This window comes from Kushneria sp. Sum13, assembly GCF_052692355.1.
Window position 1 is genome coordinate 716,814 of the sequence record NZ_CP199847.1, and the last position, 13,509, is coordinate 730,322.

Annotated in this window: 9 protein-coding genes; all 9 read left to right on the forward strand. The window is 61.6% G+C overall.

Annotation, left to right across the window (positions count from 1 at the left end):
• Nucleotides 1-73 precede the first annotated feature (73 nt).
• The 9 genes from pilM to gltB all read left to right on the forward strand — a co-directional run bounded on the left by pilM (nucleotide 74) and on the right by gltB (nucleotide 13,509).
• On the forward strand, nucleotides 74-1,129 hold the full coding sequence (pilM, locus tag ACUN8C_RS03430) for a type IV pilus assembly protein PilM (RefSeq protein ID WP_445620905.1): 1,056 nt from the start codon (nucleotides 74-76) through the stop codon (nucleotides 1,127-1,129).
• Nucleotides 1,126-1,737: a PilN domain-containing protein gene (locus tag ACUN8C_RS03435; protein WP_445620906.1), complete on the forward strand. Its 612-nt coding sequence runs from the start codon at nucleotides 1,126-1,128 to the stop codon at nucleotides 1,735-1,737. The genes pilM and ACUN8C_RS03435 overlap by 4 nt, the downstream gene beginning before the upstream one ends.
• Nucleotides 1,734-2,414: a type 4a pilus biogenesis protein PilO gene (locus ACUN8C_RS03440; protein WP_445620907.1), complete on the forward strand. Its 681-nt coding sequence runs from the start codon at nucleotides 1,734-1,736 to the stop codon at nucleotides 2,412-2,414. Before ACUN8C_RS03435 ends, ACUN8C_RS03440 begins: the two co-directional genes overlap by 4 nt.
• Nucleotides 2,411-2,941, forward strand: a complete 531-nt coding sequence (locus ACUN8C_RS03445; protein ID WP_445620908.1) for a pilus assembly protein PilP — start codon at nucleotides 2,411-2,413, stop codon at nucleotides 2,939-2,941. Before ACUN8C_RS03440 ends, ACUN8C_RS03445 begins: the two co-directional genes overlap by 4 nt.
• Nucleotides 2,938-5,109 carry a type IV pilus secretin PilQ gene (gene pilQ / locus ACUN8C_RS03450; RefSeq protein ID WP_445620909.1) on the forward strand — a complete coding sequence of 724 codons (2,172 nt, stop codon included), beginning with the start codon at nucleotides 2,938-2,940 and terminating at the stop codon, nucleotides 5,107-5,109. Before ACUN8C_RS03445 ends, pilQ begins: the two co-directional genes overlap by 4 nt.
• Complete coding sequence (gene aroK / locus ACUN8C_RS03455; RefSeq protein ID WP_108843041.1) at nucleotides 5,109-5,678, forward strand: shikimate kinase AroK; 570 nt, start codon at nucleotides 5,109-5,111, stop codon at nucleotides 5,676-5,678. The genes pilQ and aroK overlap by 1 nt, the downstream gene beginning before the upstream one ends.
• Nucleotides 5,679-5,783: 105 nt before the next feature.
• Nucleotides 5,784-6,866 (forward strand): 3-dehydroquinate synthase, encoded by a 1,083-nt coding sequence (aroB, locus tag ACUN8C_RS03460; RefSeq protein ID WP_445620910.1) that lies wholly within the window; start codon nucleotides 5,784-5,786, stop codon nucleotides 6,864-6,866.
• Nucleotides 6,867-7,217: 351 nt separating this feature from the next.
• Nucleotides 7,218-8,585 carry a CitMHS family transporter gene (locus ACUN8C_RS03465; RefSeq protein ID WP_445620911.1) on the forward strand — a complete coding sequence of 456 codons (1,368 nt, stop codon included), beginning with the start codon at nucleotides 7,218-7,220 and terminating at the stop codon, nucleotides 8,583-8,585.
• Between the two features lie 469 nt (nucleotides 8,586-9,054).
• Nucleotides 9,055-13,509, forward strand: coding sequence for a glutamate synthase large subunit (gene gltB, locus ACUN8C_RS03470; RefSeq protein ID WP_445620912.1), 4,455 nt, complete (start codon nucleotides 9,055-9,057; stop codon nucleotides 13,507-13,509).

Sequence of the window (13,509 nt, forward strand, 5' to 3'; positions counted from 1 at the left end):
GCGCCATCGGTGCGGACCGGGCCACGTTATAAATAACGTCTACAAGGGACGTGCCACTGGCCGGAGAACTCAAGTGCTGGGTTTTGGACGTGCGACACAGGGTTTGATCGGCGTGGATATTACCTCTGCCACCGTCAAGCTGCTCGAGCTTGAGCGTCACAGTGATCATTGGCGGGTGGCCTCCTGGGCCGTACGCCCGCTGGTGGATCGCGCCGTGGTCGAGCGACGCATTCGTGATGTCGATCAGGTGGTCATGGCCCTGTCTCGTGCCATTGACCATGCCGGTCCGCGTGCGCGTCGTGCCGTGGTGGCCGTGCCCACCGGCGCCGTGATTACCAAGGTGCTGAGCATGCCGGTGTCGTTTGATGACAATGACATCGCCCAGCGTATTGCCATGGAATCGGACAAGCACATTCCGTTTCCGTTCAATGAAGTGACCCTCGATTTTCAGCGTCTGGGTGTCAACGCCCGCTACGACGATCAGCAGGACATCCTGCTGGTGGCCTGTCGGCGTCAGGACATGCAGCAGCTCACCGATGTTCTCGAACAGGTCGGCCTTGAGCCGGCGGTGGTGGATGTCGAAATGTTCGCCATGGAGCGTGCAACCCGCTATCTGCTCTCCCGGATCTCTCATCACCCCGACCGGGGCAGTGCCCTGATCGACATCGGTGCCAGCATGACTGCCTTTCACATCGTGCATCGCGGTCGCATCGTCCATACCCGTGACAACGTCATGGGCGGACGTCAGCTGACCGACGAGATTCGCCAGCACTATCGTCTGACCTTTGACGATGCCGGGCGTGCCAAAAAAACCGGCGACCTGCCGGACTATCGCCAGCGCATTCTCCATCCCTTTCGAGAGTCGCTGGTCCAGCAGATCATGCGCTCGCTCAAGCTTTACTACACCACGGCCGGTGCCTGTGATATCGAACGTCTGATTCTGGCCGGCGGCTCCAGCGTCATCGAAGGGCTGGCCGAGCGGCTGGCCGAGGAAAGCCGACTGGAGGTTGTGCCGGCCAATCCGTTTGCCACCATGCGTATTGGCAGCGGCATCGACAATGCCAGTCTCGCTCTCGATGCCCCGGCCATGATGACCGCCTGCGGGCTGGCCATGAGGTCGCTGTCATGAGCACGGTGATCGAAACACCGGGCGATGCCCCGATCGACATCAACCTGCTGCCCTGGCGGGAGCAGGCACGTGAGCGGCGCACTCGACGCTTTCACCTCTGGCTGTTGCTTGCCGTACTTGTCGGGCTGGGTATCGGGTTTTTGTGCCAGTCCTGGCAGCAATACCAGTTGGGGCGCGTCAATGCCGACATCGCTTATATCCAGCAGCGCACCGAAAGCCTTGAGCACGACATCACTCAGGGGCATGCCCTTGAGGATCGGCGCCACCAGATGCAGGAACGCATCGAGCTGATCCGGCAGCTGCAGTTCTCGCGCTCCCAGACCGTGGCGCTTTTTCAGGCGCTGACCGATACCCTGGTCGACGGAGTAGTCTACGACCGGGTGGCGCGCCATGACGGCCAGCTCGAAATCAGTGGGCTGGCGACCACCAACCGTCAGGTCTCCGATCAGATGCGCGCGCTCTCGAATGCGCCGGTACTGGGGGAGCCCCTGCTGCTGGACGTGCGTGCTGAAAACGAGCGTTCAAACCGTCGGCGCTTCAATCTGCAGGTGCCGGAGCACCCTCTGCATGAAAGCTCGTCGGCGACGACCGCGGAGGCCTCACCATGACCCGCATCGACTGGCGTCTTGAATGGCAGCGGCTGCGTCAGGTTCGCCTGACCGAACTGAGCCTTGAAGAAGGGGGCAGCTGGCCCTGGCTTTTGCGGGTACTTTTTTGCGCGCTGGTGACTTTGGTAGTGGCGTTCGGGGCGCAGTGGTATCTGGCCGCCCCCGTCGCGCGTGAAGTCAGTGATGCCCGTGCGCAGGTGGAAACGATGAAGTCGCAGTACGCCACGCGCGCCTTCCAGGCGGCCAACCTGCCGCTGCTGGAAAGGCGTATGCAGGAACTGGATGTGCGCATGGGCGCACTGTTGAGCATGCTGCCCACGGACAGCGAAGTGCCGGCACTGCTCGATGACATCAGCGACGCTGCTCGTCAGCAGCAGCTCGACATCGACTTTATCCGGCTGGCCTCGACCGAGGCGCATCCTTTCTATATTACCCAGCCGCTGGATATTCAGGTGCGTGGCGATTATCACCACCTGGCGGCCTTTATCTCACGGGTGGCGGAGCTGCCGCGCATCGTGACGCTGCATGACTTTACTTTAGCGCCTACGGCCAGCGAGACCCCGGCGCCCACGGGCAGCGAGGCCAATGATGCGCTGGTCCTGTCGCTACAGGCCGAGACCTATCGCTATGAGCCCGAACAGGCAGACACCGGTTCAAACGCGACGGTGACGCCATGAGAGCCTCTCCATTGATCATGCTGGCACTGTGTCTGGGGCTCTGGGGCTGTGAGCGCGACAGCAGTGCACAGCTGGATGCCGAACTCGAGACGCTGCGCCATCGCCCGGTAGGGCATCTGGACGCGCTGCCCGAGCAGCCGGTGTATCAACCGTTGCACTATGGCGCGGGCGGACGTCGCAGCCCCTTTGCCGCCGCCCCGGGCATGGTCGCCACGACACCTGCTCAAGTGACACCATCAGGCGATGCCAGGCCAAATCCCGGCCGCGCGCGCGAGCCGCTGGAAAGCTACGCGCTCGCCACTTTGCGGCTGGTGGGCACCCTGAGTGTGGGGGGGCGCACGATTGCCTTGATACGCACGCCCGATGGCCGTGTCGTACGCCTTGAGCCGCGACAGTACATCGGTGAAAACAGTGGACGGGTCACCCGCATCGGCAGTGACCATATCGAGATTACGGAGCTGGCGCCGGATGGCCGCGGCGGTTTCAGCGAAGTCAGCCGCACGCTGACGCTGGGAGCAACCTCATGACACCCAAGGGTCACCTTCTTTACCGCGCTCGGCTCTCTGCTGCGACGCGCCTTCTTGCAAAAGTGATGAATCATCACCGACTCGGGCGTCATGTCACCACGCTTTTGACGGGGCTTTTACTGCTTCTGTCAGGCGCGCTGGCGAGTGCTGCCTCGTTGACCGATATCTCGCTGCGTCCGGCAGGCTCGGGGCAGGAGGTCGTTCGCCTGACCTTCGATGGCATGGTCAGCGTACCTCAGTCCACTCTGCTGAGTGCTCCGCAGCGGCTGGTGCTGGATTTCGACGGCGCCGGTAGTCGACTGACGTCATCGCGCGTGCCGCTGACCGGTGCCAGCGTCGAGCAAGCCGAGGCACACGTTTCGGGGGATCAATTGCGCGTCATTCTGGCCATGGCCCGTCCGGTGGGCTGGCAGCTGTCTGCAGTGGGCAATGTGCTGGAGGTCAGACTCGGTGCGCGTGCGCCAGGCCGCGGGGCAGGCCAGAGCGGTGATCTTTTGCAGCGTATTGCCGCCGTTCAGGCGGGCGGTGCGGCTACCCGAGCCTATGATGACAGTGGGGCCTCGGCGGTCAGCGATGCCCGTGCCCGCATCGACAATATTGACTATCGCGCCGCCGGGCAGGGCGCCGGAGAGCTGGTCGTGTCTCTGGACCGGCAGGGCATCTCGCCCCAGCTGGATGTGCAGGGCGGGCAGGCGCGAGTGCGTCTGAGCGATGTGCGTCTGACGCCACAGTGGCAGCGCATCATGGATGTCAGTGATTTTGCAACGCCGGTGTCGCGCGTGACGCCTTCTCAATCGGGCGATGATGTCGTGCTCACGCTTGCCATGCAGCCCGGGGCGGTCGCGATGGCGACCCAGCGCGGTCGCGAGGCGGTGATCCGGGTATCGCCGGCGGATTCGGCGGCCGCTGGTCGCCAGCAGTCGCAGTTTCCCTTTGACGGCAAGCGCATCTCGCTGAATTTCGAGGACATTGACGTGCGCACGGTGCTGTCGATTCTGGCCGATGAGGTCGGCCTCAATCTGGTGGTCAGCGACAGCGTCAGCGGCAACGTGACGATCAATCTGCGTCAGGTGCCCTGGGATCAGGCGCTGGATCTGATCCTTCAGACCCGTGGACTGGCCAGTCGGCGCAGCGGCGACGTGCTTTTGGTGGCGCCCGGGGAAGAGCTGGCCGGCATGGCACAGCGTGTTGCCCAGGCCGATCAGAGCCTGTCTGCCAATGAGGCATTGACCACCGACTATCTGCAGATGCGCTATGCCAAGGCACTCAACATGGCCGCGCTGCTGCGCGGGGAACAGGGGCTGGGACTGTTGTCCGAGCGCGGGCACGTGTCGGTGGATGAGCGTACCAATACGCTGCTGGTGCAGGATACCCGCGAGCGCATCGACGCCATCCGGCGCACCATCGATCATCTGGATGTGCCCGTGCGCCAGGTCCAGATCGAGGCGCGCATCGTGATTGCCCGTGATCGGGTGGTCAATCAGCTGGGCGTGCGCTGGGGCGTGTCGCGTCCGGGCACGCCTTCCAGTGGCATCAATCTGGCCGGGGCCTCCAGCGGTGTGGCGGCCAACGGCGGGCTGAGTGTGGATCTGGGCAATAGCGTGGCGCCCACCACCGGCTTCAGCTTTGGCTATCTCTCCGGCGATGTGCTGCTGGACCTGGAGCTCAACGCGCTGGAGTCCGAGGGCAAGAGTCAGACCATTTCCCAGCCCAAGGTCATCACGGCCAATCAGCATCCGGCCCTGATCAAGCAGGGGCAGGAGATTCCCTACCAGCAGGGCGGTGACAGTACGCTGACCGGCACGACCGTACAGTTCAAGGAGGCCGTGCTGTCACTGGAAGTCACGCCCCAGATCACGCCCGATAATCGCATCATCATGGATCTGATCGTCAACAATGACGACGTTTCCAGTAATCAGTACAACGGTGTGCCGGCCATTGATACCAATCAAATTCAGACCCAGGTGCTGGTCAATGATGGTGAAACGGTCGTACTTGGCGGTATCCTCTCTACCGAGCAGGTCAACAATTTGTACAAGACCCCTTTTCTGGGTGATCTGCCGGGCCTTGGCCGACTGTTTCGCTATACCGAACAGTCCAATGAAAAGGTAGAATTGCTGGTGTTCATTACGCCAAGGATCCTTGAGGACACCCTGACGGTGCGCTAATGCAGGCATTACCCAATCTGTTTCTGGTCGGTCCCATGGGGACCGGCAAAAGCACCATCGGCCGCACGCTTGCGGCCGAGCTGCAGCGTGACTTCTTCGATAGCGACCACGTTATCGAGCAGCGCTGTGGCTGTAATATCCCCTGGATATTCGATGTCGAGGGGGAGGCCGGCTTTCGCCTTCGTGAAGCCCAGGTCATCGATGAAATTACCCGCTACCAGGGGATCGTGCTGGCCACCGGCGGTGGCGCGGTCATGCATCCGACCAATCGGCGCCTGCTGCGTGAGCGGGGCGTGGTCATCTATCTTTCCACCACCGTTGAGCAGCAGCTCAAGCGCACGTCGCGGGATCGCAATCGGCCGCTTTTACAGTGCGCCGACCCGGAACAGCGCCTTCGTGAGCTGCTGGAAATGCGTGATCCGCTTTATCGTGACACTGCGACCCTGATTGTCAGCACCGACCGGCGCAGTCCACGCTCGGTAGTGGCCGAGATCCGACGACGCACTCGCCGCTATGCGGGCAGCGTCTCGCGCAGCTGTTGCTCCGATTTGTCGGGCTACTCGCTGTAGAGGCAGCCCGTTACTTGAGAAGCTGTCCGTCACTTGAGAGGCTTCCCGTCAGCGGCGGTACCGGATGCCGCCGTTTTCCCTTTACTGATCCAACGGATATCGCAGATGCAGACCCTCACGGTGGAATTGCCGGATCGTCACTATCCCATTCATGTTGGGCCCGGCCTTCTGGATGATGCCTCGCTTTTAACGCCGCATCTGGGCGGCCGTCAGGTCATGATCGTGACCAACGAGACGGTGGCACCGCTGTATCTCGAGCGCTTGAAGGCAACCCTGGCCGGTTTTGAGGTACATGAGGTGATCCTGCCCGACGGCGAGGCGACCAAGAATCTTGAACACGTTGAGCGCATCTGGGATGGCCTGCTGGCGGCCGGTTTCAATCGCCGCGCCACCCTGATCGCACTGGGCGGCGGTGTGACCGGTGACATGACCGGCTTCGCGGCGGCCAGCTATCAGCGCGGCATTGCCTTTATCCAGATCCCCACCACGCTGCTGGCACAGGTGGACTCTTCGGTGGGCGGCAAGACCGGCGTTAACCATCCACGCGGCAAGAACATGATCGGCGCCTTTCATCAGCCTCGTGCGGTGATCGTGGATACCGACACGCTCAAGACATTGCCGGCCCGTGAACTGACTGCCGGGCTTGCCGAGGTCATCAAGTACGGTCTGATCCGCGATGAGACTTTCATGACCTGGCTTGAGGACAACATGGCCGGTCTGCGCGCGCTGGACGCATCGCTTCTGACCGAAGCAATCCTGAAAAGCTGCGCCGTCAAGGCCGAGATCGTGGTGGAAGACGAGACCGAGCAGGGCGTACGGGCGCATCTCAATCTGGGGCATACCTTCGGCCATGCGATAGAGACGGCCATGGGCTACGGAAACTGGCTGCATGGCGAGGCGGTCGGGGCGGGCATGATGATGGCCACGGCCCTGTCGCATCGTCTTGGCTGGCTGGATGAGGCCACCGTCAGGCGCGTTTCGGCCCTGCTCGATGCGGCCGGCCTGCCGCGCCATGCCCCGGCGCAGGTGAGTGCCGAGCGCTTTCTGGAGCTGATGCATCTGGACAAGAAGGTCATGGATGCGCGGCTGCGGCTGGTACTGTTAAGGGCGCTGGGTGAGGCCTGTATTACCGATGACGTCGATGAAGCACAGGTTCATGAGCTTCTGGCACACTGGGAAAGGCAGTAATTTTATTCGTTTATTCTGATGTGGCGTGATGTCTCTGATGGATGGCCGGTGCAACGACGCATCGGCCATTTTTTTGGCTCAACTTTAGTAGTATCACTACATCAAGTGAGGCTTTCATTTCTGAAAGGCTCGACGGCTAAATGCCGCTTTAAATAATAATGATTCCTGTTGAACGTCTGGTTCCTGAGACCAAGGTCTTATTGTGAGATCAGGCCGGTACTAAAAATTCCTTTCCTTTCAATTGTGTAAGTTTTGCCTTGCAGCACTCAGGCCCTCTAGTCTCGCCCGATGGTTTCCAGTCGGCACTTTGCCGGCAGGCCCCTTCATGACAACACACGCGGGAGAGGAAAGGTGCTGACCCTCATAGGCCTTGCCATCATTATCACCATCGTGACCCTTTTGCTGTTTGAGAAGGTCATCCCGGTTATCGCGCTCAGCGCCATTCCCTTCGTTGGCGCGCTGCTGGCCGGTTTTGGCATCAGTGAGATCTCGGAGTTTTTTCAGCAGGGCGTGAACAAGGTGGCCGGCGTGGCCTTCATGTTCATGTTCGCCATCCTCTTTTTCTCCGTCATGAAAGAGCGGGGGCTTTTTGATCCCCTGATTACCGCCATGGTGAAGCTTACGCGCGGCAATGTGGTGGCCGTGGCCGTCATGACGGCACTGGTATCTGCCTGTGTGCATCTGGATGGGGCCGGTGCAGCCACCTTCCTGATTGTGTTGCCGGCGCTGATCCCGCTCTATCGTCGACTGGGCATGAACCCCTATCTGATGCTGACGCTGATGGCGACCAGCATGGGCCTTTTGAACATGGTGCCCTGGGGTGGCCCGATCGGACGGGCCGCCGCCGTCACCAACATCTCTCCCGACGAGCTCTGGCACGGCCTGATTCCGGTGCAGCTGATCGGCGTAGGGCTGGCCGTGGTCGGCGCGCTGTTGCTGGGGCTGCGTGAAAAGCGTCAGATCCATGCCGCCGGCGGCGTAGAAGCGGCCATCGCGCGTCACTATCCGCCGGGCAGCAGTACGGACATTGCTTCCAGCGGCTCGGCGGCCACCGCAGAGACCTCTCACAGCGGCGAGGGTGACCACACCACCCGGGCGCGTGAGGGTATGCCGCGGTTTTACTGGATCAATGCGGCGCTGACGCTGGTCACGGTGGTGTCGCTGGCGCTGGGACTGATGGCACCGGCCTATATCTTCATGCTGTCACTGTCGGTGGCCTTGCTGCTCAACTATCCGAGCCTGTCGGCGCAGTCACGCGTGATCACGCAATATGCGCCGCAGGCATTCAACATGGGCGCGATCATTGCCGCGGCCGGTGCCTTTCTGGGCATTCTCAACGGCACCGGCATGCTGGAGTCGATTGCGCTGGATGTGACGCACGTGCTGCCGGGTCAGGCCGTGGGTGTCCTGCATATTCTCGTCGGCATCATGGGGGTGCCGCTGGAGCTGCTGACCAGCACCGATGCCTACTACTTCGCGCTGCTACCGGTCATTCAGCAGATTACGGCCAGTGCCGGGGTGGATCCGATCTCGGTGGCGCATGCCATGTCGATCGGCAGCATCGTGGGCACCTTTATCAGCCCGTTTTCGCCGGCACTCTGGCTGGCGCTGGGTCTGGCCGGTCTCGAGATGGGGCGCTACATCCGCTATGCCTTTATCTATCTCTGGGGTTTTAGCCTGATCATGATGGTCGTGGGGTATCTCTTCGGCCTGTATTGAGTCGGCCTGACAGGCGGATTTGATGGCGTCGAGGTGGCTCGGGCCCGGAAATCGTTTTCCGGGCCTTTTGCGATCCATCCGAGAGATTTCTGATGCGAAGGTGAAAACCAAAAAAGGCATGGGTTATGCACAAATGGCATGGGATGGCGCGCACTTTTATAGGGCGCATGACGCAGTCAGGCGCCATCGGGGTGCAAGTCTAACGTCTTGAGAAGAAAGCCTTTTTTGATGAAAGTGTCACGTAACCCTTGGAAATTGAGCCGTTTTTTTCAAACTTTCGACGGCGGCAGGGGGTTTGCCTCAGGGGCCGTCTATCGTATGCTCGAAGCAGCTCTTTTCCCACCTCGGGCGCTCAAGAGGCGCTGTCTGAAATAAAAATAACCGGGCAGAGTATCCTTCTTTTAGACCCATTACAACCGTGTCAATTTCTTGATGCTTCGCTTTTTAGCGTTTACGGAGAGGCATGTTCATGACAAGAGGTCTTCATCGGCCCGACGAGTTCCGAGACAACTGCGGTTTCGGCCTGATCGCTCACATGGAAGGGCAGTCAAGCCACGACCTGCTGGCCACTGCCATCGAATCCCTGACCTGCATGACGCACCGTGGCGGCATCAACGCCGATGGCAAGACCGGTGACGGCTGTGGGCTGCTGCTGGGGATGCCGGCAGGGTTCATGCGCGACATTGCCCGGACGTCGCTGCAGGCAGAGCTGGGCGACAATTTCGCCGTGGGCGTGGTGTTCTTCCCCGACGACGACGACCGTGAAATGAAGGCGCGGGGCGTCGTCGAGGAAGAACTCGCCGCCCGCGGCCTGACCTTTCACGGCTGGCGCGATGTGCCGGTAGACGACAGTGTCTGCGGACCGCTGGCGCAGTCGTGCATGCCGCGCATTCGCCAGATGTTTGTATCGCCGGCCGCAGGGCGCGACGGCGATCTCGACTTCAACGTCGATCTTTATATGGCGCGCCGGTTTGCCGAGCAAAAGCTCAAGAGCGAAGAAGAGTTTTACGTCTGCTCGCTCTCTTCAAAGGTGGTCTCCTACAAGGGCCTGATGATGCCGGCAGATCTGCCGACCTTCTATCAGGACCTGGGCGATGAGCGCATGGAGACCTCGATTTGCGTCTTCCACCAGCGCTTTTCGACCAATACGGCACCGCGCTGGCCGCTGGCCCAGCCGTTTCGCTTTCTGGCCCACAACGGTGAAATCAACACCATCGAGGCCAACCGCAGCTGGGCCAACTCGCGCAAGGAGAACTTTGCGACCGAGCGGCTGAAAGACATCGAAGGGCTCGAGGAGGTCGTCAATACCACGGGTTCCGACTCGTCCAGCATGGACAACATGCTCGAGCTTCTGCTGACCGGGGGCATGGAGCTTTATCGCGCCGTGCGTCTGATGGTGCCGCCGGCATGGCAGAACGTCGAAACCATGGACAGCGAGCTGCGCGCCTTTTACGAATACAACTCCATGCACATGGAAGCATGGGACGGCCCGGCCGGTATCGTGCTGACCGACGGTCGCCACGCCGTGTGCATGCTGGATCGTAACGGTCTGCGCCCGGCCCGCTGGGTGATCACCGACAACGGCTATATCACGCTCGCCTCGGAAATCGGCGTATGGAACTACCCCAGCGGATCGGTCGTGGCCAAGGGCCGTGTGGGTCCGGGGCAGATTCTGTCGGTGGATACCCATACCGGTGAGGTGCTGCATACCCGCGATGTCGATGACAAGCTCAAGCGTGCCTATCCCTACAAGCGCTGGCTCAAGGAAAACGCCCACTATCTGGAATCGGCGCTGACCGAGCTGGCCGAGTTCCAGACCGTGGATGAAGGGCAGCTGCTGGCGATGGAGAAAATGTTCCTCGTGACCAACGAGGAGCGCGATCAGGTGCTGCGGCCGCTGGCCGAAACCGGCCAGGAAGCGGTCGGCTCGATGGGGGATGACACGCCCATGGCCGTTCTGTCACGCCAGCCGCGACTTCTGAGCGACTTTTTCCGTCAGAAGTTTGCCCAGGTCACCAATCCGCCGATCGACCCGCTGCGTGAAGCGATCGTCATGTCGCTGGAAACCTGCCTGGGCGCCGAGCGCAGCGTCTTTGAGGCCACACCCGATCACGCTCATCGCCTGATTCTGACCACGCCGGTGCTGTCACCGCGCAAGTTCACGGCGCTGACCGAACACGACGATCCGGTCTTTGCCAGCTGTCGCCTGCCGATGATGTATGACGGCGAGTCGATGAGTCTGAAAGAGGCCCTCGTGCATCTGCGTCAGCGGGCCGAAGAGTGCGCGCGTGCCGGCTGCGTGGTGCTGGTGCTGTCCGACAACGGCCTTCAAAAGGGGCAGCTGCCGATCCATCCGGCACTGGCCGTCGGCGCCGTGCACCAGCATCTGGGTCGTCTGGCCCTGCGTCCGCGCGTCAATCTGGTGGTCGAAACCGGCTATGCCCGTGACGCTCATCAAATGGCGGTGCTTTTCGGTGTCGGCGCTACGGCGGTTTATCCGTGGCTGGCCTATCAGACCATGGCGGACATGTACCGCACCGGCGAGCTGACCGGCAACCCGGCAGACGGACGCGAGAACTATCGTCGCGGTCTGCAAAAGGGCCTGTTCAAGATCCTCTCCAAGATGGGGATCTCGCACATTGCCTCCTACCGTGGCTCGCAGCAGTTCGAGGCGGTGGGGCTGTCTTCCGAGATCATGGACCTTTGCTTCCACGGCATGGCCTCGCGCATTGAAGGCACCGGCTTTGCCGAGCTGCAGCTTCAGCAGGAGCTGTTGGCCCGGGATGCCTGGACGGCGCGCAAGCCGATCCGACAGGGCGGCATCTATCGCTACGTGCACGGCCACGAGTACCACGCCTACAACCCGGATGTGGTCAAAAAGCTTCAGGAAGCCGTGCAGGAAAACAGCTTCGAAAAATGGAAGGTGTTCGCGGCACTGGTCAATGAGCGTCCGGTAGCGACCATCCGCGACATGCTCAGGCTCAAGGCCGGCGCCGAGCCGATTGCTCTGAGCGAAGTCGAGCCGATTGAAAAGCTGTTGCCGCGCTTTGACAGTGCCGGCATGTCGCTTGGCGCGCTCTCGCCCGAGGCGCACGAGTCGCTGGCTCAGGCCATGAACGAGGCGGGTGGGCGCTCCAACTCCGGGGAAGGCGGTGAAGACCCGGCGCGTTACGGCACGATTCGCTCGTCCAAGATCAAGCAGATCGCCTCAGGGCGCTTTGGGGTAACGCCGGCCTATCTGGTCAACGCCGAGGTCATGCAGATCAAGGTCGCCCAGGGCGCCAAGCCCGGCGAGGGTGGTCAGCTGCCGGGGGGCAAGGTCAACGCGCTGATTGCCAAGCTTCGCTACGCCGTTCCCGGGGTGACGCTGATCTCGCCGCCGCCGCACCACGACATCTACTCGATCGAGGATCTGGCCCAGCTGATCTTTGATCTGAAGCAGGTCAATCCGGCCGGTCAGGTGTCGGTCAAGCTGGTGTCCGAGCCCGGTATCGGCACCATCGCCACCGGTGTGGCCAAGGCCTACGCCGATCTGATCACGGTGTCGGGTTATGACGGCGGCACGGCGGCAAGCCCGCTGACCTCGATCAAGCATGCCGGCTCGCCCTGGGAGCTGGGGCTGCCCGAGGTGCATCAGGCCCTGCGCATCAACGGCATGCGCGGGCGGATTCGACTGCAGACCGATGGCGGCCTCAAGACCGGTCTGGACGTCATCAAGGCGGCGATTCTGGGCGCCGAGAGCTTCGGCTTTGGCACCGCGCCGATGGTGGCGCTGGGGTGCAAGTACCTGCGTATCTGCCACCTCAACAACTGTGCCACCGGTGTCGCCACCCAGCACCAGGGCCTGCGTGATGAGCATTTCCGCGGCACGGTGGATATGGTCAAGAACTACTTCCGCTTCATTGCCGAGGAGGTGCGCGAACTGATGGCCATGCTGGGCGTTCGTCAGCTGACCGATCTCATTGGGCGGGTGGATCTGCTCGAGAAGATCGAGGGCGAGACCCGCTCCCAGCGCGCGCTCGAATTCGAATCGCTGTTGCATAACGACTTCGTGCCCGACGATGCGCCGCAGTTCTGTCAGGTCGAGCGCAACGTGCCCCACGATGGTGGCGAGAAGAATCTCGAGATCATGGATCTGACGCGCGAGGCGCTCGAGGATCAGAGTGGCGGTGAGTTCCATCTCACCACCACCAATTGCGATCGCTCGATCGGTGCGACGCTCTCGGGCGCCATTGCCAAGCGCTACGGTGAGGCAGGCCTTGAAGAGACGCCGATCACGCTGCGCCTCAAGGGCGTGGCTGGTCAGAGCTTTGGCGTGTGGAACGCCCGCGGGCTCAACATGTATCTCGAAGGCGACGCCAACGACTATGTCGGCAAGGGCATGAATGGCGGCAAGCTGATCATCACCCCGCCGAAGGACAGTCGTTTCGAGAGTCGTCACACGGCGATCATCGGCAACACCTGTCTGTATGGCGCGACCGGCGGCACGCTGTATGCCGCGGGCACGGCCGGCGAGCGCTTTGCGGTACGTAACTCGGGCGCCTTTGCAGTTATCGAGGGTGCCGGTGATCACTGCTGTGAATACATGACCGGCGGTGTCGTCACGGTGCTGGGCAGGACCGGGCTTAATTTCGGGGCAGGCATGACCGGGGGCTTTGCCTTTGTACTCGATCTGGATCGCGAGTTCGTGGACAGCTACAACCACGAGCTGGTCGAGATTCAGCGCGTCAATACCGAGTACATGGAAGCCTATCGGCGCTATCTGCGTGAAACGCTTGAGGCCTATGTCTCTGAAACCGGGTCCGCCTGGGGTCAGGAGATCCTTGAGGATTTCACCGAATTTGTCCGCTATTTCTGGCTGGTGAAGCCCAAGGCCGCAAGCCTTGGAAGCCTTCTGGCCGAATCCCGCCGCCGGCCCGAGTGA

Coding starts and splice junctions, on each gene's coding strand:
- aroK (WP_108843041.1), top strand. CDS start 5,109: ATGCAGGCATTACCCAATCTGTTTCTGGTCGGTCCCATGGGGACCGGC.
- gltB (WP_445620912.1), top strand. CDS start 9,055: ATGACAAGAGGTCTTCATCGGCCCGACGAGTTCCGAGACAACTGCGGT.
- pilQ (WP_445620909.1), top strand. CDS start 2,938: ATGACACCCAAGGGTCACCTTCTTTACCGCGCTCGGCTCTCTGCTGCG.
- aroB (WP_445620910.1), top strand. CDS start 5,784: ATGCAGACCCTCACGGTGGAATTGCCGGATCGTCACTATCCCATTCAT.
- ACUN8C_RS03445 (WP_445620908.1), top strand. CDS start 2,411: ATGAGAGCCTCTCCATTGATCATGCTGGCACTGTGTCTGGGGCTCTGG.
- ACUN8C_RS03440 (WP_445620907.1), top strand. CDS start 1,734: ATGACCCGCATCGACTGGCGTCTTGAATGGCAGCGGCTGCGTCAGGTT.
- ACUN8C_RS03435 (WP_445620906.1), top strand. CDS start 1,126: ATGAGCACGGTGATCGAAACACCGGGCGATGCCCCGATCGACATCAAC.